Annotated in this window: 23 protein-coding genes; 10 read left to right on the forward strand and 13 right to left on the reverse strand. The window is 64.9% G+C overall.

The window, feature by feature from the left end; genetic code table 11:
- Nucleotides 1-54 precede the first annotated feature (54 nt).
- From ACP7BL_RS07580 to rimP, 3 genes are read right to left on the reverse strand one after another with little or no spacing between them, the layout of a single operon-like run.
- Nucleotides 55-285 carry a tautomerase family protein gene (locus tag ACP7BL_RS07580; RefSeq protein ID WP_033964443.1) on the reverse strand — a complete coding sequence of 77 codons (231 nt, stop codon included), beginning with the start codon at nt 283-285 and terminating at the stop codon, nt 55-57.
- Nucleotides 285-1,895: a transcription termination factor NusA gene (nusA, locus tag ACP7BL_RS07585; RefSeq protein ID WP_033964442.1), complete on the reverse strand. Its 1,611-nt coding sequence runs from the start codon at nt 1,893-1,895 to the stop codon at nt 285-287. The genes ACP7BL_RS07580 and nusA overlap by 1 nt, the downstream gene beginning before the upstream one ends.
- A complete protein-coding gene (gene rimP, locus ACP7BL_RS07590) occupies nt 1,895-2,479 on the reverse strand; it encodes a ribosome maturation protein RimP (protein WP_405052971.1) in 585 nt (194 codons plus the stop codon). The genes nusA and rimP overlap by 1 nt, the downstream gene beginning before the upstream one ends.
- A gap of 180 nt (nt 2,480-2,659) precedes the next feature.
- Here rimP and ACP7BL_RS07595 point away from each other — a divergent pair, with 180 nt between their 5' ends.
- Complete coding sequence (locus ACP7BL_RS07595; RefSeq protein WP_137902676.1) at nt 2,660-3,901, forward strand: PQQ-dependent sugar dehydrogenase; 1,242 nt, start codon at nt 2,660-2,662, stop codon at nt 3,899-3,901.
- Nucleotides 3,902-3,918: 17 nt separating this feature from the next.
- On the opposite strand, the gene ACP7BL_RS07600 is transcribed toward ACP7BL_RS07595, so the two are convergent.
- Together ACP7BL_RS07600 and ACP7BL_RS07605 are read right to left on the reverse strand one after the other, a co-directional pair.
- Nucleotides 3,919-4,296 carry a PaaI family thioesterase gene (locus ACP7BL_RS07600; RefSeq protein WP_033964441.1) on the reverse strand — a complete coding sequence of 126 codons (378 nt, stop codon included), beginning with the start codon at nt 4,294-4,296 and terminating at the stop codon, nt 3,919-3,921.
- Complete coding sequence (locus tag ACP7BL_RS07605; protein ID WP_126845502.1) at nt 4,296-4,745, reverse strand: PaaI family thioesterase; 450 nt, start codon at nt 4,743-4,745, stop codon at nt 4,296-4,298. Before ACP7BL_RS07605 ends, ACP7BL_RS07600 begins: the two co-directional genes overlap by 1 nt.
- Nucleotides 4,746-4,929: 184 nt before the next feature.
- Here ACP7BL_RS07605 and ACP7BL_RS07610 point away from each other — a divergent pair, with 184 nt between their 5' ends.
- From ACP7BL_RS07610 to ACP7BL_RS07635, 6 genes are read left to right on the forward strand one after another with little or no spacing between them, the layout of a single operon-like run.
- Nucleotides 4,930-5,088: a hypothetical protein gene (locus ACP7BL_RS07610; RefSeq protein WP_156142986.1), complete on the forward strand. Its 159-nt coding sequence runs from the start codon at nt 4,930-4,932 to the stop codon at nt 5,086-5,088.
- On the forward strand, nt 5,081-5,989 hold the full coding sequence (locus ACP7BL_RS07615) for a hypothetical protein (RefSeq protein WP_126845503.1): 909 nt from the start codon (nt 5,081-5,083) through the stop codon (nt 5,987-5,989). The genes ACP7BL_RS07610 and ACP7BL_RS07615 overlap by 8 nt, the downstream gene beginning before the upstream one ends.
- Nucleotides 5,989-6,891 carry a transposase gene (locus tag ACP7BL_RS07620; RefSeq protein WP_126845504.1) on the forward strand — a complete coding sequence of 301 codons (903 nt, stop codon included), beginning with the start codon at nt 5,989-5,991 and terminating at the stop codon, nt 6,889-6,891. Before ACP7BL_RS07615 ends, ACP7BL_RS07620 begins: the two co-directional genes overlap by 1 nt.
- Before the next feature lie 41 nt (nt 6,892-6,932).
- Nucleotides 6,933-7,526, forward strand: coding sequence for a winged helix-turn-helix domain-containing protein (locus ACP7BL_RS07625; protein ID WP_137902673.1), 594 nt, complete (start codon nt 6,933-6,935; stop codon nt 7,524-7,526).
- Nucleotides 7,527-7,573: 47 nt separating this feature from the next.
- Complete coding sequence (locus ACP7BL_RS07630) at nt 7,574-9,109, forward strand: acyl-CoA synthetase (RefSeq protein ID WP_426258005.1); 1,536 nt, start codon at nt 7,574-7,576, stop codon at nt 9,107-9,109.
- Nucleotides 9,106-9,894: a crotonase/enoyl-CoA hydratase family protein gene (locus ACP7BL_RS07635; RefSeq protein WP_426258006.1), complete on the forward strand. Its 789-nt coding sequence runs from the start codon at nt 9,106-9,108 to the stop codon at nt 9,892-9,894. Before ACP7BL_RS07630 ends, ACP7BL_RS07635 begins: the two co-directional genes overlap by 4 nt.
- 179 nt (nt 9,895-10,073) lie before the next feature.
- Here ACP7BL_RS07635 and ACP7BL_RS07640 read toward each other — a convergent pair whose 3' ends face one another.
- From ACP7BL_RS07640 to ACP7BL_RS07650, 3 genes are all read right to left on the reverse strand, one after another.
- Complete coding sequence (locus ACP7BL_RS07640) at nt 10,074-10,502, reverse strand: acyl-CoA thioesterase (RefSeq protein ID WP_426258007.1); 429 nt, start codon at nt 10,500-10,502, stop codon at nt 10,074-10,076.
- 114 nt (nt 10,503-10,616) lie between these two features.
- A complete protein-coding gene (locus tag ACP7BL_RS07645) occupies nt 10,617-11,399 on the reverse strand; it encodes an SDR family NAD(P)-dependent oxidoreductase (RefSeq protein WP_426258008.1) in 783 nt (260 codons plus the stop codon).
- 115 nt (nt 11,400-11,514) lie between these two features.
- On the reverse strand, nt 11,515-12,687 hold the full coding sequence (locus ACP7BL_RS07650) for an acetyl-CoA C-acetyltransferase (protein WP_426258009.1): 1,173 nt from the start codon (nt 12,685-12,687) through the stop codon (nt 11,515-11,517).
- A 101-nt stretch (nt 12,688-12,788) separates the two neighbouring features.
- Here ACP7BL_RS07650 and ACP7BL_RS07655 point away from each other — a divergent pair, with 101 nt between their 5' ends.
- Nucleotides 12,789-13,454 carry a nitroreductase gene (locus ACP7BL_RS07655; protein ID WP_426258010.1) on the forward strand — a complete coding sequence of 222 codons (666 nt, stop codon included), beginning with the start codon at nt 12,789-12,791 and terminating at the stop codon, nt 13,452-13,454.
- Nucleotides 13,455-13,603: 149 nt separating this feature from the next.
- On the opposite strand, the gene ACP7BL_RS07660 is transcribed toward ACP7BL_RS07655, so the two are convergent.
- The 3 genes from ACP7BL_RS07660 to ACP7BL_RS07670 form a co-directional block, all read right to left on the reverse strand.
- Nucleotides 13,604-15,046 (reverse strand): DEAD/DEAH box helicase, encoded by a 1,443-nt coding sequence (locus ACP7BL_RS07660; protein WP_341203872.1) that lies wholly within the window; start codon nt 15,044-15,046, stop codon nt 13,604-13,606.
- Nucleotides 15,047-15,453: 407 nt separating this feature from the next.
- Nucleotides 15,454-16,752, reverse strand: coding sequence for an amidohydrolase family protein (locus tag ACP7BL_RS07665; RefSeq protein WP_299106559.1), 1,299 nt, complete (start codon nt 16,750-16,752; stop codon nt 15,454-15,456).
- Nucleotides 16,749-18,194, reverse strand: a complete 1,446-nt coding sequence (locus ACP7BL_RS07670) for an amidohydrolase (protein WP_299106557.1) — start codon at nt 18,192-18,194, stop codon at nt 16,749-16,751. The genes ACP7BL_RS07665 and ACP7BL_RS07670 overlap by 4 nt, the downstream gene beginning before the upstream one ends.
- A gap of 246 nt (nt 18,195-18,440) precedes the next feature.
- On the opposite strand from ACP7BL_RS07670, the gene ACP7BL_RS07675 reads away from it, so the two are divergent.
- Nucleotides 18,441-18,665 carry a hypothetical protein gene (locus tag ACP7BL_RS07675; RefSeq protein ID WP_010406861.1) on the forward strand — a complete coding sequence of 75 codons (225 nt, stop codon included), beginning with the start codon at nt 18,441-18,443 and terminating at the stop codon, nt 18,663-18,665.
- A gap of 298 nt (nt 18,666-18,963) precedes the next feature.
- Here ACP7BL_RS07675 and ACP7BL_RS07680 read toward each other — a convergent pair whose 3' ends face one another.
- Together ACP7BL_RS07680 and ACP7BL_RS07685 are read right to left on the reverse strand one after the other, a co-directional pair.
- A complete protein-coding gene (locus ACP7BL_RS07680) occupies nt 18,964-20,415 on the reverse strand; it encodes an SEFIR domain-containing protein (protein ID WP_299106544.1) in 1,452 nt (483 codons plus the stop codon).
- Nucleotides 20,416-20,615: 200 nt separating this feature from the next.
- The gene (locus tag ACP7BL_RS07685) at nt 20,616-21,770 is read right to left on the reverse strand and encodes an acyl-CoA dehydrogenase family protein (protein WP_033967317.1); all 1,155 of its coding nucleotides are present in this window, start codon (nt 21,768-21,770) and stop codon (nt 20,616-20,618) included.
- Between the two features lie 133 nt (nt 21,771-21,903).
- Here ACP7BL_RS07685 and ACP7BL_RS07690 point away from each other — a divergent pair, with 133 nt between their 5' ends.
- Nucleotides 21,904-22,905 carry a fumarylacetoacetate hydrolase family protein gene (locus tag ACP7BL_RS07690; RefSeq protein WP_299106539.1) on the forward strand — a complete coding sequence of 334 codons (1,002 nt, stop codon included), beginning with the start codon at nt 21,904-21,906 and terminating at the stop codon, nt 22,903-22,905.

The raw sequence follows: 22,905 nt of genomic DNA on the forward strand, positions 1-22,905 counted from the left end.
TTCAGGCAGGAGAGAACGTGAAGTTCGAACGTCGGTGTCTGAACCGCTAGCGTGTCATTGCGAGGATTCCGCATGAGCGTCCTCCTGCGGTTTGGGCGCATCACGGTCGGCGATCAATTGCCCGCCCGCCCCGTAATTTTCCGGGCTCACTTCCTCGATCACGATCTGCACCGCAGCCGGGTTCTTCCCCAGCCGCTGTACCAGCGACTGGGTGACATCGGCGACGATGGCGGACTTCTGGTCCTTGGTCGCCGTGCCGGCAAGGCGGATGCTGACGAACGGCATCAGGCTTCGCTCGCCTCCGTGCTTGCGTCGGTGGTTTCCTCATCGGTGAACCAGTGCGCGCGCGCGGCCATGATGATCTCATTACCCTGCGCTTCGCTCAGGCCATATTCGCCGAGCACCCCGCCTTTGTCCTCGGCGCGCTTGGGCGCATCCTCGGCGCGGCGGCGCTGTTCCTGGCGCTTCTTCTGGATCAGCTCGTCGGTCGCCAGATCGGCGAGATCGTCGAGCGTCTTGATCCCGGCCTTGCCGAGCGTGACCAGCATCGCTTCGTTGAGGTGCGGCAGTGCGGCAAGATCGTCCTCGACGCCGAGCGCGCGGCGCTCTTCGCGATTGGCGGCTTCGCGGCGTTCGAGCGCTTCGGACGCGCGGCTCTGCAATTCGGCGGCGAGATCGTCGTCAAAGCCTTCGATCGAGGCGATTTCGTCGACTTCGACATAAGCGACTTCTTCCAGCGCGCCAAAGCCCTCGGCTACCAGCAGCTGTGCCAGCGTCTCGTCAACGTCGAGCTCGGTCTGGAACATCTCGGTGCGCTCGGCGAATTCCTTCTGGCGCTTCTCGCTGGCATCGGCCTCGGTCAGGATGTCGATCGCCTTGCCGGTCAGCTGCGAGGCGAGGCGCACGTTCTGGCCGCGACGACCGATGGCGAGGCTGAGCTGATCGTCGGGGACGACGACTTCGATGCGGTCCTCTTCCTCGTCGATCACCACGCGGCTGACCGATGCCGGCTGCAGCGCATTGACGACGAAGGTCGCGGTGTCGGGCGACCACGGGATGATGTCGATCTTCTCGCCTTGCATTTCCTGCACCACCGCCTGCACGCGGCTACCCTTCATGCCGACGCACGCGCCGACCGGATCGATCGACGAATCATGGCTGATCACGCCGATCTTCGCGCGCGAACCCGGATCGCGGGCCGCAGCCTTGATCTCGATGATGCCGTCGTAAATTTCGGGCACTTCCTGCGCGAACAGCTTCTTCATGAAGTCGGGATGGGCGCGGCTGAGGAAAATCTGCGGGCCCCGGTTTTCCCGACGGACGTTGAGGATCAGCGAGCGGATGCGGTCGTTGACGCGCACCACTTCGCGCGGAATTTGCTGGTCGCGGCGGATGACGCCTTCCGCGCGGCCCAGATCGACGACGACATGGCCGAACTCGACGCGCTTGACCACGCCGGTGATGATCTCACCCATGCGGTCCTTGAATTCTTCGAACTGGCGCTCGCGCTCCGCGTCGCGGACCTTTTGGAAGATCACCTGCTTGGCGGCCTGCGCGGCGATGCGGCCGAATTCGATCGGAGGCAGCGGGTCGACGATATAATCGCCGACGACGGCACCCTTCTGGAGCTTCTGCGCTTCCTTCAGGTTCACCTGCTTGAAGTAATCGTCGACCGCCTCGACCACTTCGACGACGCGCCACAAGCGCAGGTCGCCGGTGACGGGGTCGAGCTTTGCACGAATGTCGTTCTCGGCACCGTAGCGCGCGCGGGCGGCGCGCTGGATCGCGTCTTCCATCGCCTCGATGACGATGCCCTTGTCGATCATCTTCTCGGTCGCGACGGCATTCGCAATGGCGATCAGCTCGGCGCGGTTGGCGGTAACGGCGGTGGCCATCAGTTCAGTCCTTCGTCTTCAGTGCCTTCGGGCACCAGTTCGTCTTCAATCTCGTCTGCGCCGTCGAGCGACAGCGGCCGGGTGGCGGCGATCAGCGCGTCGGTCAGCAACAATTTGGCGGTGCCGACCTGCGCGAAGGTAATCTCCATCTCGCCATGCTTCTGCACGTAAATGGTGATGCGGTCGTCGGTGACGCCCTTGAGCAGCCCGGTCAGCACCTTGCGCCCCTCAATAGGAGCAGCCAGCACGATCCGCGCCTCATGCCCGGTCCAGTCGGCGAAATCCTTCAGCCGGGTGAGCGGGCGGTCGATGCCGGGCGACGACACTTCGAGGCGATATTCCTCGGTGATCGGATCGCGACCCTCGGCCTCCAGCGCGTCGAGCACGTCCGAGATACGGCGCGACAAATCGGCACAATCCTCGATCGTGAGCTGGCGCGTATCGGGGCGTTCGGCCATCACTTGCAGGGTCAGGTCGCCCTTGCCGCCGAACAGCTTCACGCGCACAAGATCGAAGCCGAGCGCAGCGGCTTCGGGGGCGATCAGCGCAGTCAGGTCGGGCTTGTCGGCCAAGATATGTCCCATGCAAAGGTCTTCGCTGCCGGAACCGGGTGGCTCCAGCCTCTTCACCTGGCGATGTAGAGAATATGCGTCGTATAAGCGCGTAGAGCGGCGCTGGCAAGCCATCCTGCATGTCACGCCGTTGCGTGGCGGAACAACTCAGGGGGGACGACGGTAGTGCTTTTGAAAAACCGGAGAGTGTTCATGCTGTCGTCGCGTCTGCCGCTCGTTATCGCCTTCGTCGCCACGACTGCCTGTTCGGCCCAGCCGCAGCAGAGCAGCACCACGCCGCCGGTGGCGTCACCGGGCGATCCGGCAACCCCAACGCCCTCGCCCAGCGCGCCGCCGGTGACCACGCTTCCTGACAATGCGCCCGATGCGACGGTTCCCAACGTTCCGGCGACCACCGGCCGCGCCAATCTCGCCGCGACTACGCCGCCCTTCGCGATACAGAAGATCGGCCAGTTCGCCGACCCGTTCGCGATTGCGATCCTGCCCGACGGATCGGCGCTGGTGACCGAGAAGGCCGGCAAGATCAAATGGCGGCACCCGGACGGCACGGTCGCCGACATCGGCGGCGTGCCGAAGGTGCTGAACGAGGGGCAGGGCGGGCTGCTCGATATCGCGCTCGCGCCCGATTTCGCGACGAGCAAGCTGGTCTATATCAGCTATTCCGAACCGCGCACCGGCGGGAGCAGCCTGGCGCTGGCACGCGGACAGTTCAGCGGGACCGCCTTGGTCAATGTGCAGGTGCTGTGGCGCGCGGGTTCGGACGGGGTCGGCGGGCAGTTCGGTGCCAATATTCTGTTCGCGCCCGACGGCCAGTCGCTCTATTTGTCGTCGGGCGAGCGTCAGCGCTTTACCCCCGCTCAGGACCCCGAGCAGCGGCTTGGCAAAATTCTCCGCCTGACGCTCGATGGCAAGGCGTGGCCGGGCAATCCGGATTACAAAGCGGGCGGCGCACGCGCCGAAACGTGGAGCACCGGCCACCGCAACCCTTACGGCATGGTGTTCACCGCCGACGGGCATTTGTGGGAAGAGGAGATGGGGCCGAAGGGCGGAGACGAGCTCAATTTGATCCTGCCGGGGCGCAATTATGGTTGGCCGATCGTTTCGAACGGCGACAATTATAGCGGCAAGATGATCCCCGATCATCCCAGCCGACCCGATCTCGAGGCACCCAAATTGTGGTGGAATCCGTCAATCTCGCCGGGCGGGATGATCGTCTATTCGGGCGCGATGTTTCCGCACTATCGCGGCAATCTGCTGATCGGGGCGTTGTCGGGTGAGGCGCTGATCCGCGTCTCGGTGTCTGGCGACACCGCCAAGGCCGAGGAGCAATGGGCGATGGGCGCGCGCATCCGTGACGTCGCCCAGGCCCCCGATGGCGCGATCTGGCTGTTGGAGGATGACGGGGCCTTGGTGCGGCTGACGCCGAAAGGGTGACCCCGCGTCGAGGTCGTTTAGGCGCGTACGATCAGATAGTTCATGCGCGCGGCGGCGATCGGTTTGTCCGCGTCGTCCTGCCAGGCGGTCGCTTCGACATTGGCGACGCGCCCGCCGAGTCGGGTGACGGATCCACGGGCGAAGGTCGGCTTTTCGCGGCCGCCGCGCATATAATCGACGGTCACGTTGATCGGCTTGATCTGGCCGCCGCCATCCTCCGCCAACGCACACCGCAAGGCGACGATCGCTGCCATCTCGAGCAATCCGCCAATTGCACCGCCGTGCAAATAGCCCGGCCGCCCAAGCAGCGTGTCGGCGCTGGGCATCAGCAACAGGGTCGGATCCGCTGCATCGGCAAGCGTGATACCGAGCAGTTCGGCATAGGGCGGCAACATCACGCGCGCTCCGCCGGGGCGTCGGTGAACATGAAGGTGCCAGCGACATGGGCCAGCGGATCGGTCGGATCGCCATCATGCGCCTGCCCGCGCACGAATGAGATCGAGCGGGTGATGCGGTAGCATTCGCCATGCCCGACCACCGCTTTGCCCGGTGTCGCGGGGCGCAGATAATCGATCCGCAGATCGAGCGTCGCATGCGGCCGGAAGCGCCCGAGCCGGGTCCACACCGCCAGGCTGGTCGCCATGTCCATCATCGTCAGGATCGGGCCGGAGGCGAGCACGCCGCGGTCGGGGTCGCCGATCAGCGCAGCTTGATAGGGGAGCTTCAACTCTACCCAATCGGGGCCGTGCGCGTGATAGCTGAGCTTCAGCAAGCCGCCATGCCCGCCCACGCCATGGCGGATGAAGCGCTGAGGATCGAAAGGCGGCAAGGTCTCGGGCGTCATTGTGCTCGCGATGTACTGCAATGCAGCACCGGCGCAAGCGCGTTGGTGGACGCGCCGAAAGAGTGTGGGGGCGGTCACCCCGCGATATTACACCGAATTAACTCCTCGACTGTGCCTCTGCGCGCTTAGCATCGGATGGCCGGTCGATCCGGCGCATTGTTGATGGACAAAAGGGAGGCGCGCGATGGATATCTTTAACCTCGACATCAACCAGATCGTAGATCTTGGAACGCAGATCGGCACCAGCGGAGCGATCCGCACCCTCGAATTGGTTGGCGATGATGTGTTTGACTACATCATAGGTGTCGCGATCCTGATCTATGAAATTTACCCGAATGGTTGAGCGCAGCGCGCTCGATGCGGCGGCGGCACGGTCTTTTGCCGCCGCCGCCCGTTTTCGGGCGAGCGAGCCGTATCGTGCGCTGGAGGCCGCATTCTCTGTCCCGGCGGTGGAGGATGCGGTGGTCGCGGTGCTGGCCGATACGGGCTGGGTCGGTGCGCTGATCGCGCCGCTTGTCGCTGCTTTGAGCGACGATCCATGGTTCGAGCCTCCCTTTCGCGTCGCGCGCGATGGCCTGCGGATCGGGACCGTGGTGTACGAAAACCCGGTCGTCTCCATTGCAGCGACGGTGCTGTCGGCGGACGCGTTGGCGGTTTTGCCTCCGCCGCAAACGGTGGTGGTGCCGGGACGCCTGACCTTGATGCGGTATGTCCGTGCCGGAGAGGCACGGTTGCGGTTGTGGGATGCCGAGCCGATGGGCCCGGATTTCTCGGCGGCGACGGCGCGACCGTGCAGCGCCGCCCCAGATCTTGTGCTGCGCGATGGCGCGGTGGTGCGTCTGGACGGACGCACGCGCGGCCATTTGATCGACGGCGCGCGGAGCGATGTGGTGACGCTCAACGCAACGATCCGGACTGAAACGGCCCCTTACGCACGCGAATATGCGATCGAGACGGGTGCCTTGGTGCGCGTAGCGACCAATGACGATCGGGCCGCGCGCACGCAGATGTTGCTCGCCTATCTCCGCCTGGCGCAACGCCCTGGAGCGCAAGAGCGCTTCGCCGCCGCGACACGCGACCCCGCCTTCTTCCTGCGGTGGGGCGCGATGCGCGAGTGGCTGGCGATCGACACGCGCGCGGCGTTGCCACGCCTGCGGGAAATGGCGGAGGCGGACCCCAATGCCGAGGTGCGCGCGGCGGCGACCGCGACATTGGCGCTGGTTGAAGAGCGAATCGCTGCCTGATGCCGCGCTTGCTCGATCCCGGTGACGGCGACGCGATCGGCCTCGACGATCTGGTCGCGACGCTCGATGAGACACCGTTCGATGCCCGCGACGAGGATTCGCTTGCAGCTCTGGGGCCGCTTTTGGCGCGGCTCGGGCGCAACCGCGACTTCCTGGCCGATCTCGTGATTGCGGAACTGGAGGACCGCTGTTCGGGGCAGTCGAACGGCAATTCCTATGGCGCGCAGGTGTTCCTGTTGCGGCCGGCCAATGGCCGTTATGTGTTGCGTGCCAATTTCTGGCCGGCCCGCAACGATGCGGTTGTGCGCGCGAGCGGCACCGCGCCGTTCTTCTACGATCTGCCGCACGACCATAATTTCTCGTTCCTGACCGTCGGCTATCAGGGGCCGGGCTATTGGAGCGATTATTACGATTATGACGTCGATGCCGTGACCGGCTTGCCCGGCGAAGTCGCGGGCCTGCGATTTGTCGAGCGATCGCGGCTCGAACCGGGCAAGGTGTTGCTGTATCGCGCGCGGCGCGACGTACACCGGCAATTGCCGCCCGACAGCTTGTCGGTGTCGCTCAATATCCTTGCTTACGACCGCGCTCAACCATGGTGCGACCAATTCCGCTTCGACGTGACGGGAGGCACGATTGCCGAGGGGCTGACCACGGCCCCTTCCGAGGCATTGGTCGCGCTCGCGGTGCATTTTGCGGGCGAGCATGGGGTGGCGCTCGCTGATGAATTGGCGACGCGTCACCCGGCTCCCCGCATGCGCGTGACGGCGCTGCGGGCGCTGGCTTCGCGCCACGCCGGGGAGGCGGAGCGGCGCGCAGTGCTCGCACGCGGTCTGGGCGATCCCGATGGCTATGTCGCGGGCTATGCTCGGCAAGCCCTTTTGGGTCCAAAACGGATTTAAAGCACAGCATTTGCGCATTTGGCGGCTGCTAAACAGGAGCGGTGGAACCCGTTCTGGCCTTGGGCCCGCACCGTCCCGGACTTGGTGTGGAGGCAGCGAAGCGCGGCCTTCATTTCGTGGCGGATGGATCGTCCGCGCGCGCCGGGGTGCAGTTCCTCCGCGGGACGGGCTGGGTAGCCGATATCCCCATGCTCGTGGTGGTTGCAGGGGACGACGCAGCGGTGGCGGCCGCGATCGACGCGGGTGCCGATGATGCGGTTGCATCGTCGGCCAGCGATGCGCTGATCGCCGCGCGGTTGGCGGCGCTGGTGCGGCGTGCGCCGGGGCGGCTTCGGCTTGGCGCGTTGGAAATCGATCGAGTCGAGCGTCGCGTTTTGCGCTCGGGACATACGCTCGATTTATTGCCGCGCGAATATCGCCTGCTGCTGCATCTGGCCGAACATGCTGGGCAAGTGGTGCTTCACGACGAATTGCGGCGGGCGGTGTGGGGGCTGGATTTTCATCCCGGCACCAATGTCGTTGCGGTGCATGTGTCACGGTTGCGGGCCAAGCTGGATCGGGGATTCGCGGCACCGTTGCTGCACACCGAAAAGGGCGTGGGCTACCGCCTTGCCGTGCCGGAAAACGCGGTATAGCTTCGCGTTTCAAAACGAAACGAAATAGCCGGTGAGAGGGCCCTGATATGTCGCACCCGAGCGTTCACGCGCGGACCGATCCCGCGAAACCCGCGCTGATCGTCGCTGAGACGGGCGAGACGATCAGCTTCGGCGCGCTCGACGCACGGTCCAATCGCGCGGCGCATGTGTTCCGTGCGCGCGGGTTGAAGGTTGGCGACACGATCGCCTTGTGCCTGGAGAACACGCCCGAATTTTACGACATCGCCTGGGGTGCGCAGCGCGCCGGACTGTTTTTCGTGTGCATCTCGACCAAGCTCACCGCTCCGGAAGTTGACTATATCCTGCGCGATTCGGGGGCGGCGCTGATCGTGCTGTCTGCCAGTCTGCCGAACGTGGCGGCGGGGCTGCCCGGCGATGTCGAACGTTTTTCGGTCGGGGGTTCCATTGAGGGCTGGGAAGCGTGGGAGAGTGCTGTAGCTGCGATGCCCGATACGCCGATCGCCGACGAGCGTGCGGGGATCGACATGCTCTATTCCTCCGGCACCACAGGACGCCCCAAGGGCGTGCGGGTCGCGTTGCCCGAAGACCCCGATATTGCCGGCGCGACCGTGCTCGAAATGCTCGCGCGCGGGCTGTATGGCCTTGGCCCTGACAGCATCTATCTCAGCCCCGCGCCGCTCTATCATGCCGCCCCTTTGCGTTGGTCGATGACGGTGCAGCGTCTGGGCGGTACGGTGGTGATGATGGAGCATTTCGACCCCGAACGCGCGCTTGCCGCGATCGAGCGCTATCATGTCAACGCCAGCCAATGGGTGCCGACGCATTTCGTGCGCATGCTGAAGCTCGATGAAGCGACTCGCGCGCGCTATGACCTGTCGAGCCTCAAGGTCGCGATCCATGCCGCCGCGCCGTGCCCGGTGCCGGTGAAGGAAGCGATGATCGCCTGGTGGGGGCCGGTGTTGTACGAATATTATGCCGGATCGGAGGGCAATGGCTTGACCACGATCGCCTCGCCCGAATGGCTGACGCACAAGGGTTCGGTCGGCAAGGCGGCGTACGGCGTGCTGCACATCTGTGATGAACACGGCGAAGATTTGCCGCCCGGTGCTGAAGGGCTGGTCTATTTCGAAGGCGGCGGTGCGTTCGAATATCATAATGATCCCGCCAAGACCGCCGAGGCGCGCAATGCGCGCGGCTGGTCGACGCTCGGCGATATTGGGCGGATCGATGATGAGGGGTATCTCTACCTGACCGACCGCAAGAGCTTCATGATCATCTCGGGCGGGGTGAACATCTATCCGCAGGAAATTGAAAACCGGCTGATCACGCATCCGCGCGTCGCCGATGTCGCGGTGATCGGCGGGCCGTGCCCCGAAATGGGCGAGCGTGTCGTGGCGGTGGTGCAGCCGGTCGACATGGCCGAGGCGGGCGAGGCGCTGGCGGCGGAACTGACCGCCTGGTGCCGCGCCGAACTGTCGGGCGTGAAAACCCCGCGCCAGATCGATTTCGCCGCGGAATTGCCGCGCCATGCCACCGGAAAATTGTACAAAAGGCTGCTTCGCGACCGTTATTGGGGCGAAACCGGGAGTAAGATCGTATGAACGACCGCGTCACGACCACCATCACGCACCACATCGCCGATGTGCGGCTCACCCGCGCCGACAAGATGAACGCGATCGACCCTGCGATGTTCGAGGGGATTGGCGCGGCGATCGATGCGCTTGGCCCCCGCAAGGATGTGCGCGCGGTGGTGCTGTCGGGCGAGGGCAAGGCGTTCTGCGCCGGGCTCGACATGACCAGCATGGCGGGTGGCGGCTCGGGCCTGTCGCGCGTCGACCGCAACGCGCAGGGCGCAATTTTGCCGCAGCATGTGACCTGGGGCTGGCGTAACCTGCCGGTGCCGGTGATTGCGGCGGTGCATGGTGTCGCCTTTGGCGGGGGCTTCCAGATCATGTCGGGCGCGGACATCCGCATCGCGGCACCGGGCACGCGCTTTTCGATCCGCGAACTCTATTGGGGGCTGGTGCCCGACATGGCAGGTTTCCCGATCTGGCGCGGGCTGGTGCGTGACGACGTGCTGCGCGAACTGATCTACACCGCGCGCGAATTCGATGCCGAGGAAGCGCTGCACCACGGCTTCATCACCCGCATCGCCGAGGATCCGCACGTGGCCGCAATGGCGCTGGCACACGACATTGCCGCCAAGAGCCCCAATGCGATCCGCGGGGCAAAGCGCTTGTGCAACATGGCGTTCGATGCCGATCCGCTGGCGATGCTGGAGGCCGAAACCGCCGAGCAGATCGCGGTAATCGGTCAGCCGCCGATGATGGAGCAAGTCGCCGCCAACATCCAGAAGCGCCCGGCGGTGTTCCACGACGCGGATTAGGGGCGATTTCCTTTAGGTAGGCCCCCCTCAAATTCCGTTCGGGCTGAGCTTGTCGAAGCCCCGCTCTCCTCAGGCCGCAGCGATCGCGGGGGGAGAGGTGCCCTTCGACAGGCTCAGGGCGAACGGGGAAGGGGGCGGCTTTCCCCTCTACGGAAGGGGGATGCCGTGTGCACCACCCCTCAAGCGCGAATGCGGTGCGCCTCCAGCCCGGTGCGGAATTCCGGGGGCAGTTCGGTCAGGCCGCCACTGGCGCTCATCACCAGCACCACGTCGGCGGTGGCGATGCATTCGCCTTTCTGGAAGGCGGCGGCGAGGATGCTCCAGCTGCGGTTGCCGATCTCGCCAATGCCGCTGGCGATCTCGACATCGTCGGGGAAGAAACCCTCGCCCAGATAATTGATCTCGAGCTTGGCGACGAGCCAGCGATGGCCCGACCATCCGGTCAAGTTCATCGCACGGTTGAAGCGCACGCGGCCGCTTTCGAACAGACCGGCCATCGCGACATTGTTGATATGGCCCAGCACGTCGAGATCCTGGAAGCGCGTCTGGATCGTCTCGCGGTGCGGATAGCTGGCGGGGTCGAGGCGATGGGGGGCAGGGCGGGGCATGAAGGTTCCTTATTCCCCTCCCGCTTGCGGGAGGGGTTAGGGGAGGGGCGTGGGGCAGGTGCGAGGGAATCATTTTCCCTCCCCCAGCCCCTCCCGCACGCGGGAGGGGAGATGTTACCGCGGCGCCATGCGGATCGCGCCGTCGAGGCGGACATCCTCGCCGTTGAAATAGCTGTTCTCGACCATGGCGAGCGCGAGCTTGGCATATTCCTCGGGCTTGCCGAGCCGCTTGGGGAAGGGGACCGAGGCGGCGAGATTGTCCTTCACGGCTTGCGGCGCCCCCTGCATCAGCGGCGTTTCGAAAATGCCCGGCAGGATCGTGTTGACGCGAATCCCTTCACCCATCAGGTCGCGCGCGATCGGCAATGTCATGCCGACGACACCGCCCTTGGATGCGGAATAGGCGGCTTGGCCGATCTGTCCGTCCTCGGCGGCGACGCTGGCGGTCATCACGATCGCACCGCGCTCGCCATCTTCGCCCGGCTCCAGCGTCAGCATCCCCGCGGCCGATTTGGCGACGCAGCGGAAGGTGCCGACCAGGTTGATCTGGATGAGCCAGTCGAACGCGGCCAGGCTGAAATGCTTGATGCTGCCGTCTTCCTTCGATCGGCTGGCGGTCTTCATCGCATTGCCGGTGCCCGCGCAGCAGACCAGCACCGCTTCCTGCCCATGCGCCGCGCGCGCTTTGGCGAAACCGGCGTCGACCGATTCCTCCGAGGTCACGTTCACTTCGCAGAACACCCCGCCGATTTCGGCGGCGACAGCTTCGCCTTTTTCGGTCTGCAGATCGAAGATCGCGACCTTCACCCCCTTGGCGGCAAGCGCGCGGGCGGTGGCGGCACCGAGGCCGGAGGCCCCGCCGGTGACGACGGCGGCTTTGGTGGAATCGAGATTCATGAGGTCTCCCCTAGTTCGTCGCCCCGGCGGAGGCCGGGGCCGCTTTGGTGTGTGCAGTGCCGGTGTTGCGCTTCGCAACGTGGCGGCCCCGGCCTTCGCCGGGGCGACGCCGTGGTCAAACCCGCTCGATGATCGTCACATTGGCGATGCCGCCGCCCTCGCACATCGTCTGCAGACCGTACCGCCCGCCCGAGTGCTTGAGCGCATGCACCAAGGTCGCCATCAATTTGGTGCCTGAGGCCCCGAGCGGATGGCCCAGCGCGATCGCGCCGCCATTGACGTTCAACTTGGCATGGTCTGCGCCGACATGCTTCAGCCAGGCGAGCGGCACCGGCGCGAAGGCTTCGTTGACTTCGTACAAGTCGATGTCGTCGATCTTCATGCCGGCCCGCTGCAAGGCGCGGTCGGTCGCGAACAGCGGTTCCTCCAGCATGATCACCGGGTCGCCGCCCGTCACCGTCAAGTTCACGATCCGTGCGATCGGGGTGAGGTTGTGGGCTTTAAGCGCTGCTTCGCTGACGATCATCACCGCGCTGGCACCATCGCAAATCTGGCTGGCATTGGCGGCGGAGATGCTGCCGCCTTCCTGCAGCAGCTTGACCGAACCGATGCTCTCCAGCGTCGCATCGAAGCGGATGCCTTCATCGGTGGCGTGGGCGACGACGCCTTCGGGCGTCTCGATGTCGAGCGCGATGATCTCATCGGCAAAGGCCCCGCGCTGGGTCGCGGCGGCGGCGCGGCGGTGGCTTTCGAGCGCGAAGGCGTCGAGCTGGGCGCGGTCGAAGCCGTGCTTCTTGACGATCATTTCGGCGCCCATGAACTGGCTGAACAGGATGCCGGGATATTTCTCCTCCAGCCGCGGCGATTTGTAATTGCCCAGCCCCTCTTTCATGAACAGCGTGGCGGTCGAGCCCATCGGCACGCGCGTCATGCTCTCGACGCCTGCCGCGATCACGATATCCTGCGTGCCCGACATCACCGCCTGCGCGGCGAACTGCATTGCCTGCTGCGAGGAGCCGCATTGCCGGTCGATCGATACGGCGGGGACGCTGTCGGGCAGGTTTCGGGCGGCGAGCACGGCATTGCGGCCGACTTGCCCGGCCTGCTGCCCGCCCTGCATCACACAGCCCATGATGACATCATCGACCGCGGCGCCATCGATCCCGGTGCGCGCGACGATCGCATCCAGCACTGCCGCTGCCATGTCGACCGGGTGCCAACCGGCGAGTTTGCCCCCGCGCTTGCCACCGGCGGTGCGGACTGCGTCCACGATATAGGCTTCGGCCATGCTCGACTCTCCATATCCGTTGTTATTTGCAACCTCTCTTGCCGTGATCCTCCGCGCTCGGCAAGGTGGTTCGCATACCGAATGATCGAAAGGATAGGGTGATGGAGGTCAGCGAAGCGATTGCGGCGCGGCGATCGGTGCGCGGGTTCCGCGCCGATCCGGTCGATCCGGTGGTGCTGCACGGCATCGTCACCAAGGCCGCGCGCGCCGCGACGGGGGGTAATTTACAGCCCTGGCATATCGACGTGCTGACCGGCGATCCGCTCGCGCGGCTCAAGGCGGCGGTGCTGCACAAGCTCCAATGGGGCCAGCCGGAGACCCCCGCTTATGACATCTATCCCAAGGAGCTGGTCGCGCCATATCGCGACCGGCGTTTTGCCGTGGGCGAGGCTATGTATGGCGAGATCGGCATCCCGCGTGAGGACAAGGCCGCGCGGCGCTTATGGTTTGCGCGCAACTTCCAGTTCTTCGGCGCGCCTGCCGCGTTGTTCTGCACGGTCGACCGGCGGATGGGGCCGCCGCAATGGGCCGATCTTGGCATGTATCTGCAGAATGTCATGTTGCTCGCGGTCGAGGCCGGGCTGGCGACCTGCGCGCAGGAATGCTGGGGGATGTACCCGGAGACGGTGGGCGATGCGATTGGCATTCCGCCTGAGCGGATGCTGTTCTGCGGCATGGCGATCGGGTTCGAGGACACAGAAGAGCCCGCGAACCGCTTGCGCAGTGCACGGGCTCCGGAAGAGGAGTGGTTGCGGATTCATAGATAATCCTCCCCGGCACGGGGAGGGGGACCCTGAGCATTCAGCGAAGGGTGGAGGGGGCGTGCCGCGAGCGTAACGCCTGTTGAGAGCCCCCTCCACTACCAGCCTGAAGAAGCCGAGCGGTCCCCCTCCCCGTTCCGGGGAGGATTGAAAGATCAGCCTGCTGCTGGCGAGCGACGGCCACCGCCGCCGCCGGCCGGACGGCCTTGGCCGCCGGGGCGACCGCCTGCGGGACGGCCATAGCCGCCGCCGGGGCGACCCTGGCCACCGGGACGACCGCCGCCTGCCGGACGGCCTGCGCCTTCGGGGCGCGCACCAGCCGGACGGCCGGCACCGGCCGAGCGATCACCGGTCGGGCGTGCCGCATGCGTCGCCTTGGGCGGGGCGCGGTGACGGCCCGAGTCATCGCGACGTTCGAACGTGTCGGAACCTGCCGGGCGTGCCGCCTTGATGCGGGCGGCTTCGGCGGTGAAGCCTTCGGGAAGCTGCATCATCTCGGGCTTGACGCGCGTCAGCTTCTCGATGTCGCGCAGGTACGTCCGCTCATCATCCGCCACGAAGCTGATCGCGGTGCCCGATGCGCCGGCCCGCGCGGTGCGGCCGATGCGGTGGACATATTGCTCGGGCACGTTGGGCAGCTCGAAGTTGAAGACGTGGCTGACGCCCGACACGTCGATGCCGCGCGCGGCGATGTCGGTTGCGACGAGCACCTTGGCCTTGCCCGACTTGAACTCGGCGAGCGCGCGTTCGCGCTGCGGCTGGCTCTTATTGCCATGGATCGCGTTCGACACGATGCCGTTCGCGCCAAGCAGCTTCACGACGCGGTCGGCACCATGCTTGGTGCGGGTGAAGACGAGCGCGCGCTCGACCTTCTCGTCGCGCAGCAGGATCGTCAGCAGCGCCTGCTTTTCGCCCTGGTTGAGGAAGGTGACGAACTGGTCGACGCGCTCGGCGGTGCTCGACGTCGGCGCGACCTTCACCGTCTTGGGATCGTTGAGGAACTGGTTGGCCAGTTCGCGGATCGCGTTGGGCATCGTCGCCGAGAAGAAGAGCGTCTGGCGCTGCTTGGGCAGCATCCGCACGATCTTGCGCAGCGCGTGAATGAAGCCGAGGTCGAGCATCTGGTCGGCTTCGTCGAGCACGAGGATCTCGAGCATGGCGAGGCTGACAAAGCGCTGCTCGATCAGATCAAGCAAGCGGCCGGGCGTGGCGACGAGGATATCGACGCCGCGCGCCATGTCCTGGCGGTTCTTGTTGATGCTGGTGCCGCCGAACACGGTTGCGACCGACATCTTGGAGAACTTACCGTATTCGCGGGCGCTCTCGGCGATCTGGCTGGCCAGTTCGCGCGTCGGCGCGAGCACGAGCATGCGGCAATGCGTCGGCAGCACGCGCTTTTCGTTGTTGACGAGCTGCTGGATCGACGGGAGCACGAAGGCCGCCGTCTTGCCGGTGCCGGTCTGCGCGATGCCGAGCAGATCGCCGCCTTCGAGCAGGATCGGGATCGACTGCTTCTGGATCGGGGTGGGGGTGGTGTAGCCCTTGGCTTCGAGCGCGCGGACGAGCGGCTCGGCGAGGCCGAGTTGTGCGAAAGTCATAATGGTTCAGTCCATTGCATGTGCCATGGACGCGCGTTCTGGACGCGCGGATGGCGGGGGAAAATGACACCCCGCGTGAAAAGGGAAGTCCGTTGGATAACGACCGAGGCGGAGCTTGGGCTACCGGTTAACGGCATACCTAATCACGCTGCATGACGCCTCGATAGGGCGCATATGCCTGCTGCGGTGCGGAAAGTCAAGATGGTGGAGGGGGAGGCGCAAGGCGGAGGTGCGGGAGTGGTAATCGCCCTACCGCCGTCACCCCGGCCTGGTGCCGGGGTCCACCCAGCCGCGGCCGATATCGCCTTCAAATGCAGGGCCCGGTCGCTGCGAAGTGGACCCCGGCACCAGGCCGGGGTGACGGCGGGCGTTGTGGTGCCGCGTCAAGGCAGAGCGTCAGCCGCGCCTCACCGCTCATACGCCTTGGGCAACGCGCCTTCCTGCGGGACCATATAGCGCTCGCGCAATGCATCCTGGCGGGAGCGCAGCGGTTGCTTGATGCCGTCGATATAGACCGCCGCCACCGCCGTGCCGAGTTCGAGCGGGTCGCCGTCCCAGATCACCACGTCGCCGCGCCGCCCGGTTTTGAGCGAGCCGATCTCGTCGCCCAGGCCGATCGCTTCGGCCGGCACCGAGGTGATCGCGGCGAAGGCGGCGTTCCAGTCGAGGCCGGTCGCGCCGGGCAGCTTGGTCAGCGCGACCAGATTGCCGGCATATTGCTTCTCGCGCCGCGCCTGGCGGGCTTCGTCGTCGTTGATCGTGCCGATGCCGACCAGCACGCCCGCCGCCTTCATCCGCCCGACATTGGACTGGGTTGCGCCGAGCTGGTCGAACGATTCGGGCAGATCGGCGAGCGCCGAGGCGATGACGGGCACATGCGCGGCGGCGAGTTCGCGGGCGACCATCCAGCCTTCGCCAGCGCCGACGAACACCAGCTTCAATGCCGGGAAATCGCGCTTGAGCTCGATCAGCGCGAGCATGTCCGCCGCGCGCTCGACATGGACGAGCAGGGGCATGCGGCCATTCACCACCGGCACCAGCGCCTCGGCATCGGCACGCGTCAGCAGCGCGTCCTTGCCCTGATCGGCATAATGGGCCGGATCGCGGGCATAATCGCGCGCCTGGGCGATGGCGTTGCGGAAGGCGATGAGCGCGGCAGGGCGGCTGCCCCCGGCGGCGCGGGCACCGCCTTCGCCATATTCCATGAACTGGAAGGCGCGCGCCCGGGTGATGGGGCTGCGGTCGGCCCCGAGGTCGATCACCGCGCCCTGTCCGGCAAAGATCGACCCGGCATTGTCGGGCGCGACGATCGCGCGGGTCACGCCCTCGGCGCGGTTGAGCGGGATCGAGGAGGTGGCCGGGTTGACCGCTGGCGCAATGTCGATCGCGGCGTGGAACGGGCTGGTGCGCGCACCGGCATCGTTGGTTTCATCGACGCCGTCGACTTCGACGATGCCCATCCGCGTGAAGCCCGCGACGATGCCGGGGGTGACCCAGCGGCCACCGGCATCGACCGTGGCGATCCCGGCGGGCATCGCGACCGCCCTGCCCGCGGCAACGACGCGGCCGTCACGGACGACGACGGTGCCGCCCTCGATCGGGGCGGAGCCGTCCCCGATGACGAGCTTGGCGTTGGTGATCGCGACCGATTGGGCGGCGGCGGGGGTGGCGAGGAAGGCGGCGCTGAGCAGCAGGAGGCGCTTCACTTGGTATCTCCCGCACCGGGCTGGCCGAGTTCGAAATCGGAGACGGGCCGTCGCTTCGGATCGTTGGCGTCGTACAGCAGCGCTCCGTCGATCCACACCTTTTCGGGCCGGGTATAGACGCTGAACGGATTGCCGTTCCACAGCACGACATCGGCCATCTTGCCGGGCTTCAAGCTGCCGGTCTTGTCGGCGATTCCCAGCGCCTTGGCCGGGCTGTAGGTCAGCCATTCCCAGGCGACCGCGTCCGAAATGTCGATCCCGGCATGGCGGCCCGAGGCGAGCGCCTTGGCCACTTCCTGGTTGAGGCGCTGGATGCCGTTGGCGTCGTCCGAGTGGATCATCGCGCAGGCGCCGTTCTTTTGCAGCAAAGCGAGGTTCTCGCCGATCGCGTCATAGGACTCCATCTTGAAGCCCCACCAATCGGCCCAGACCGCGGCGCAAGTGCCATTCTGCTTCAGCAGATCGGCAATCTTATAGGCCTCCACCGCGTGGTGGAAGGCGGCGACGTGGTAGCCGAACTCCTTGGCCATATCCATGACGATGGCCATTTCATCGGCGCGGTAGCAATGGTTCTGGACGAGGATTTCACCCGACAGCACCCCCGCCAGCGTGTCCATGGCGATGTCGCGGCCGGGGATTTCTCCGCCGTCCTTTTCATACTTATCCCATTTGCGCTTATATTCGGCCGCGCGCGCCCAGGTCTGGCGGTCGACCGCGATATTGCCCATGCGGGTCGAGGGTTCGCGACCCTTGGAGCCATAAACGCGCTTGGGATTCTCGCCGCACGCCATTTTGAGGCCATAAGGCGCGCCGGGGAACTTCATGCCCTGTTCGGTGCGGGCATAGACATTCTTGATCACGACCGAGCGGCCGCCCATCAAATTGGCGGAGCCAGGCAGGATCTGCAGCGTGGTAACCCCGCCATTGACCAGCGCGCGGCTGAACCCCGGGTCCTGCGGCCACACGCTATGTTCGGCCCAGACATCGGCGGTGACGGGGCCGGTCGCTTCATTGCCGTCCGAATTGGCCTGGACGCCGGGCGAGGGGTAATCGCCCAAATGGCTGTGAATATCGATGATGCCGGGGGTAAGCGTCTTGCCGGTGCCATCGATGACGGTCGCGCCCGCCGGGGCCGCGACGCTCTGGCCAAGCGCCACGATCTTGCCATCGGCGAACAGCACCGCGCCATCGTCGATCCGCCCGCCCTCGCCGTCGAAGATGGTGACATGGGTGACGAGCGTCGGCACGCCGGGATAGGGCTTGTAGGTCGACGGGTAGGGATCATGCGCAAAACCCTTCCCCGCGCCGGGCCCGGCTTTGGCGGGAGTCGAGGCGGTCGCAGGCTTCGCCCCGCCGTCGCTGACGCAGCCCGCGAGCAGCGCCGTGATGGCCGCGGCACCCAGCAGCGCCCGCAGCCGTGCGGGCAGAATTCGATCCGCCATGAAAGTCCCCCTTGCGCCGCGATCGGCTTGGTTTTGCGCAACATTCCGGGATTGGCAGGGGCTGTCAACCGCGCGCGGCGCGGGGTGCCGCTCGGGGAGAAACGCGAAAACGCTGAAAGAAAAACTTGGGGGCACTAAAGATCAACGCAATTGAATGCACATCGTTTTAGTAGAGATTGATGCGGTGCCTGGGGGGCAGTGGTGCGGATGCCGCTGGCTGGGCCGAGATTTCAAGGAGATTCGACGATGAAGAAGGTTTTGGCCCTGACGCTGACGGCCGCGATGGCGCTTTCGCTGGCGGCGTGCGGCGGCGGTGGCAGCAACACCAGCGCGGTGGCGAACGAGGATCTCTCGCTCAACGACACGCTCGGCAATGACGCGTTCGGCAACGACACCATCGGCAATGACACGGTGATCGACACCAACGCAGCCGATACCAATGCCGCTGCCGCGACGGGCAACGCGCTCTGACCTGATTTTCGTCCTATAGTGGATTCAGACACGCCAGGTTTGCTCCCTAGGCGCAACCTCAGGCCCGGCGGCACCACCGCCGGGCTTTTTGTTTTTGGGCGGTGGGGGTGTGATAGGTTAGGCGAGACGCGGCGTGTGGGCCGTCAAATTTCACCAAGTTCGCGCATATCGTAAAAGCGCAACGTGCGAAGATCCGACCGTGAGAAAGAGCGGGCGGGATTATAGCGTGGGGGCGGGGTGTAGGACATAGCAGGGTGTGCCTCGTCGGTTTGGGAAGGAACTAGGCCGAATCCGGAACCTAAGCCCGACTGCCCAAAAAGTCGGCGTTGGCTAGAAACTTTACCGGGAGGCCTTGGTGGTCAAACATCTGCGACGTCCGTCGGCTCAAGTCCGTATCTACCAGCCGACGTTTAAACTCGGCGAGATCGGGAACGCCAAGTACCGAAACTAGCCGCGCGAAGTAGGCCGCAGACTCCGACCGGGCGAAAACCGGAAAGGGTGAGAAGCGATCGATTGCGTAGACGAGCGGGAATGGATACCAGCGCCTCTGCGTGGACTCCCCGACCGAGCGCAGGAAGATCACGAATTCGGCCTGCATTACATTCTCGAAGCTCGGCACTGCGCCCGTCCGGTGTGCCTCGTGTACAATGTCTGCGTGAAGGCTGATGCGGTTGAGCTTTAGTCGCCGATTGCGGTGCTCAAGTGACTCGACGTTTTGGTTGAAGACGGTGAAGTCTGATGTTGACTGGCGGTTTGCGCCGTCGTTGTCGCGGACCAGCCATGGTCGCGCCAACGTGGCTGATGCCAGATCGAAGCGCTCCTCGTCTAACGCAACCGCGACGGTTGAGACGAAGAGATCGTGCGCGACTATTTTGAAAGCATCGAACTGGTGTGAGTGCCAACTCCCTAGTTCCGGATCGCGCCACATGAGCCGACCGACCCGCTCAAGCTCGGCCAAGATCGCACCCCAAACCCGGACGTCCTGACTATAGCGTGCCGTGACGGCCGCAAGTTCGACAAACTGACGGGCGTATGGACGCATCGCTTCGACAGCTAGAAGTACCTTATCGTCGGCGGGTTCACCGCTCGTGAGCGTTGGTGCCAGATTTTTCAGCTCAGGTAGCATGGCGTCGGCATGCTCGCGGACGTAGGCTGCGGCGTTAGCTGCGCCTTGGCGAATTGCCTCCTCGGCTCTCCTCGCCCTCGACTGCGTGCCGGTGGCGGTGGGTGTCGCGGAGAGAATTCCCTCCGGGATCGCGCCCAGCTTCGGCTTGAGGTGTTGGGGACGGTTAACGAGCCAGCGCAGTAACTGCTCGTAGGAGTCCTCAAAGGCATCACCTGAACGGAAATCGAAGTAGATTCTTCCCCGATAGTAGGCGGGCAGGTAAGCGTTGCCGCTCTGGTCGGCCTCGGTGAGGACTGCGGCGAATTTATCTTGCGTGCTACTGGCGTAAATCTCAGGTGAGATGATCTGGCTTTCGGTACCGACCCCGCCGGCCCTCGCGTCCGCCTTCTCGGCATAGACTCGGTCGCAAACCATGATGACTTTCGTCACCGTCTGATCGGTGACCATACCCTCCATGAACTTAATCGAGTCGTGGCCGGGTTTCAGGTCCCACTTGTCGAGGATAACATCTACGCCGTCCTCGCGCAGGCGCGACGCCAGCGAGAGCACCCATGCTTCATGCGTCGGCGATGACCAAGAGTATGATATAAAGGTGCGCGGGCTGGTCGCATTTTGCTGTGACATATTTTATATGTGCAATGGTGGATAGCGCTTGGCAACGGCCCGAATTACATCCTTTAGTAAAAAAGTTGTAACGCTTTACTCGAGTATTCTTTTCCCGAGATTGGCCAACGATGTAGCTCTCTCCCTGCTTCCAAGAGTGGCACCCAGCCGCGCGGTGGACCCCGGCACAAGGCCGGGGTGACGGTCTGGGGGCACCCCCCCTACAGCGACCGCCCGATCAGCTCCTTCATGATCTCGTTCGTCCCCCCGAAAATGCGCGTTACGCGGGCGGCGCGCCAGGCGCGGGCGATGGGGTATTCGTTCATATAGCCGGCCCCGCCATGGAGTTGCAGGCAGGCGTCCATCACTTCCCATTGCAGATCGGTGTGCCACAATTTGGCGGCGGCGCCTTCTTCGTTGGTCAGCTCGCCCTTCAAATGCCGGGCGATTGCCCAGTCGAGATGTGCCCAGCCGACTTGCAATTTGGCCTTGAGGTCAGCGAGGACGAAGCGGGTGTTCTGGAAATCGAACACCATTCCGGCAAAGGCCTTGCGCGTCTTGGTGAACTCGACCGTTTCGTCGAACGCCTTTTGCGCCGAGGCCTGGACCGAGACCGCGATCGAAAGGCGTTCCTGCGGCAATTGGCTCATCAGGTAAATGAAGCCCTTGCCTTCCTCGCCCAGGCAATTGGTCATCGGCACGCGCACGTCGTTGAAGAACAATTCCGACGTATCGGCGGCGTCCTGCCCGATCTTGTCGAGCTTGCGGCCTTTCTGGAAGCCTTCGCGCTCGCTCTCGACCAGGATGATCGACATGCCCTTCCAGGCGGGCTTGGCATCGGGATCGGTCTTGGCGACGACCAGCGTCAGATCGGTATTCTGGCCGTTGGTAATATAGGTTTTGGAACCGTTGATGACATAGTGATTGCCATCCTTCCTGGCCGTGGTGCGGATCGCCTGCAGGTCGCTGCCGGTGCCGGGTTCGGTCATGGCGATGGCGGTGATGACCTCGCCCGACACCATCTTGGGCAGCCACTGTTTCTTCTGCTCTTCCGAGCCATAGGTTTCGATATAGCCCGCGACGATATCCGACTGGAGCGAGAAGCCGGCGGGCACGCCGTTATAGGCCATCTCCTCATCGACGATCGCGTTATAGCCGAAATCGAGGCCGAGCCCGCCGTAAGCCTCGGGCGCGGTCGGGCAGAGCATGCCGATCGCCCCGGCCTTGATCCAGAAATCCTTGGGGACGAGCTTGTCTTCCTCCCATTTGGCGACGTGCGGCACGCCTTCCTTTTGCAGGAATTGGCGCACGGTCTGGCGGAAGGCCTCATGATCCTCGGTATAGGCAAAGCGGCCGGCGACGGAATCGAGCGTCATGTCAGGTCTCTCCAATAACAGTTGTCGTCTGCAACTCTTTTCGCAGGTGTGCGGTGAGGTGACGCTTTCGTCAAGCGGGTTGCGCTCGACACGCCCTATGGGAGGGCTATGATTGGGCGAAACAGGAGAGTGTATGAAACTGGCCAGCCTCACATCGGGTCGCGACGGCAAGCTCGTCGTGGTTTCCAACGATCTCGCCTGGTATGCCGATGCCGCGCATATCGCGCCGACGCTGCAGGCCGCCCTCGACGATTGGGACCGGCTGCTGCCCGATTTGCAGAATCTCAGCACCGATCTGGAACATGAAATGATCCCGATGCGGCGCTTTCACGAGCATCAGGCGGCGTCGCCGCTGCCGCGCGCGTATCAATGGGCGGACGGATCGGCTTATGTGAACCATGTCGCTTTGGTGCGGCAGGCGCGCGCGGGGGAGCTGCCCGACAGCTTCTGGCACGATCCGCTGATGTACCAGGGTGGTTCGGACGGGTTCCTCGGCCCACGCGCGCCGATCCCGTTGGCGGACGAAAGCTGGGGCTGCGATTTCGAGGGCGAAGTGGTGGTGGTGACCGGCGACGTGCCGCAGGGCGCGAGTCGCGAAGCGGCGCTGGCGGCGGTGCGGCTGGTCGGGCTGACCAACGATGTGAGCTTGCGCAACCTGATTCCGGGCGAACTCGCCAAGGGCTTCGGCTTCTTCCAGTCCAAGCCCGCCAGTGCTTTCTCGCCGGTGTTCGTCACGCCCGATACGCTCGGCGAGTGGTGGCAGGACGGCAAATTGCACCGCACGCTGATGGTCGATCTCAACGGCAAGCCGTTCGGGCGGGTCGCGTGCGGGGTCGACATGACCTTCGATTTCGGCACGCTGATCGCCCATGCCGCCAAGACGCGCGCGCTGGGCGCGGGGACGATCGTCGGGTCGGGCACCGTTTCCAACCGCGATGCGGATGGCGGCCCGGGCAAGCCGATCGCCGAGGGCGGCGTCGGCTATGCGTGCCTCGCCGAAGTGCGCACGGTCGAGACGATCCTGCGCGGCGCGGCGGAGACGCCGTTCCTGAAAGCGGGCGATACCGTGCGGATCTGGGTGGAGGACGACAAGCACCACCCGATCTTCGGGGTGATCGAACAGACGGTGGGGTGA

Source organism: Sphingomonas sp. DC1600-2 (genome assembly GCF_049897605.1).
Classification (GTDB): domain Bacteria; phylum Pseudomonadota; class Alphaproteobacteria; order Sphingomonadales; family Sphingomonadaceae; genus Sphingomonas.

Coding starts and splice junctions, on each gene's coding strand:
- ACP7BL_RS07580 (WP_033964443.1), bottom strand. CDS start 285: ATGCCGTTCGTCAGCATCCGCCTTGCCGGCACGGCGACCAAGGACCAG.
- nusA (WP_033964442.1), bottom strand. CDS start 1,895: ATGGCCACCGCCGTTACCGCCAACCGCGCCGAGCTGATCGCCATTGCG.
- rimP (WP_405052971.1), bottom strand. CDS start 2,479: ATGGGACATATCTTGGCCGACAAGCCCGACCTGACTGCGCTGATCGCC.
- ACP7BL_RS07595 (WP_137902676.1), top strand. CDS start 2,660: ATGCTGTCGTCGCGTCTGCCGCTCGTTATCGCCTTCGTCGCCACGACT.
- ACP7BL_RS07600 (WP_033964441.1), bottom strand. CDS start 4,296: ATGTTGCCGCCCTATGCCGAACTGCTCGGTATCACGCTTGCCGATGCA.
- ACP7BL_RS07605 (WP_126845502.1), bottom strand. CDS start 4,745: ATGACGCCCGAGACCTTGCCGCCTTTCGATCCTCAGCGCTTCATCCGC.
- ACP7BL_RS07610 (WP_156142986.1), top strand. CDS start 4,930: ATGGATATCTTTAACCTCGACATCAACCAGATCGTAGATCTTGGAACG.
- ACP7BL_RS07615 (WP_126845503.1), top strand. CDS start 5,081: ATGGTTGAGCGCAGCGCGCTCGATGCGGCGGCGGCACGGTCTTTTGCC.
- ACP7BL_RS07620 (WP_126845504.1), top strand. CDS start 5,989: ATGCCGCGCTTGCTCGATCCCGGTGACGGCGACGCGATCGGCCTCGAC.
- ACP7BL_RS07630 (WP_426258005.1), top strand. CDS start 7,574: ATGTCGCACCCGAGCGTTCACGCGCGGACCGATCCCGCGAAACCCGCG.
- ACP7BL_RS07635 (WP_426258006.1), top strand. CDS start 9,106: ATGAACGACCGCGTCACGACCACCATCACGCACCACATCGCCGATGTG.
- ACP7BL_RS07640 (WP_426258007.1), bottom strand. CDS start 10,502: ATGCCCCGCCCTGCCCCCCATCGCCTCGACCCCGCCAGCTATCCGCAC.
- ACP7BL_RS07645 (WP_426258008.1), bottom strand. CDS start 11,399: ATGAATCTCGATTCCACCAAAGCCGCCGTCGTCACCGGCGGGGCCTCC.
- ACP7BL_RS07650 (WP_426258009.1), bottom strand. CDS start 12,687: ATGGCCGAAGCCTATATCGTGGACGCAGTCCGCACCGCCGGTGGCAAG.
- ACP7BL_RS07655 (WP_426258010.1), top strand. CDS start 12,789: ATGGAGGTCAGCGAAGCGATTGCGGCGCGGCGATCGGTGCGCGGGTTC.
- ACP7BL_RS07660 (WP_341203872.1), bottom strand. CDS start 15,046: ATGACTTTCGCACAACTCGGCCTCGCCGAGCCGCTCGTCCGCGCGCTC.
- ACP7BL_RS07670 (WP_299106557.1), bottom strand. CDS start 18,194: ATGGCGGATCGAATTCTGCCCGCACGGCTGCGGGCGCTGCTGGGTGCC.
- ACP7BL_RS07675 (WP_010406861.1), top strand. CDS start 18,441: ATGAAGAAGGTTTTGGCCCTGACGCTGACGGCCGCGATGGCGCTTTCG.
- ACP7BL_RS07680 (WP_299106544.1), bottom strand. CDS start 20,415: ATGTCACAGCAAAATGCGACCAGCCCGCGCACCTTTATATCATACTCT.
- ACP7BL_RS07685 (WP_033967317.1), bottom strand. CDS start 21,770: ATGACGCTCGATTCCGTCGCCGGCCGCTTTGCCTATACCGAGGATCAT.
- ACP7BL_RS07690 (WP_299106539.1), top strand. CDS start 21,904: ATGAAACTGGCCAGCCTCACATCGGGTCGCGACGGCAAGCTCGTCGTG.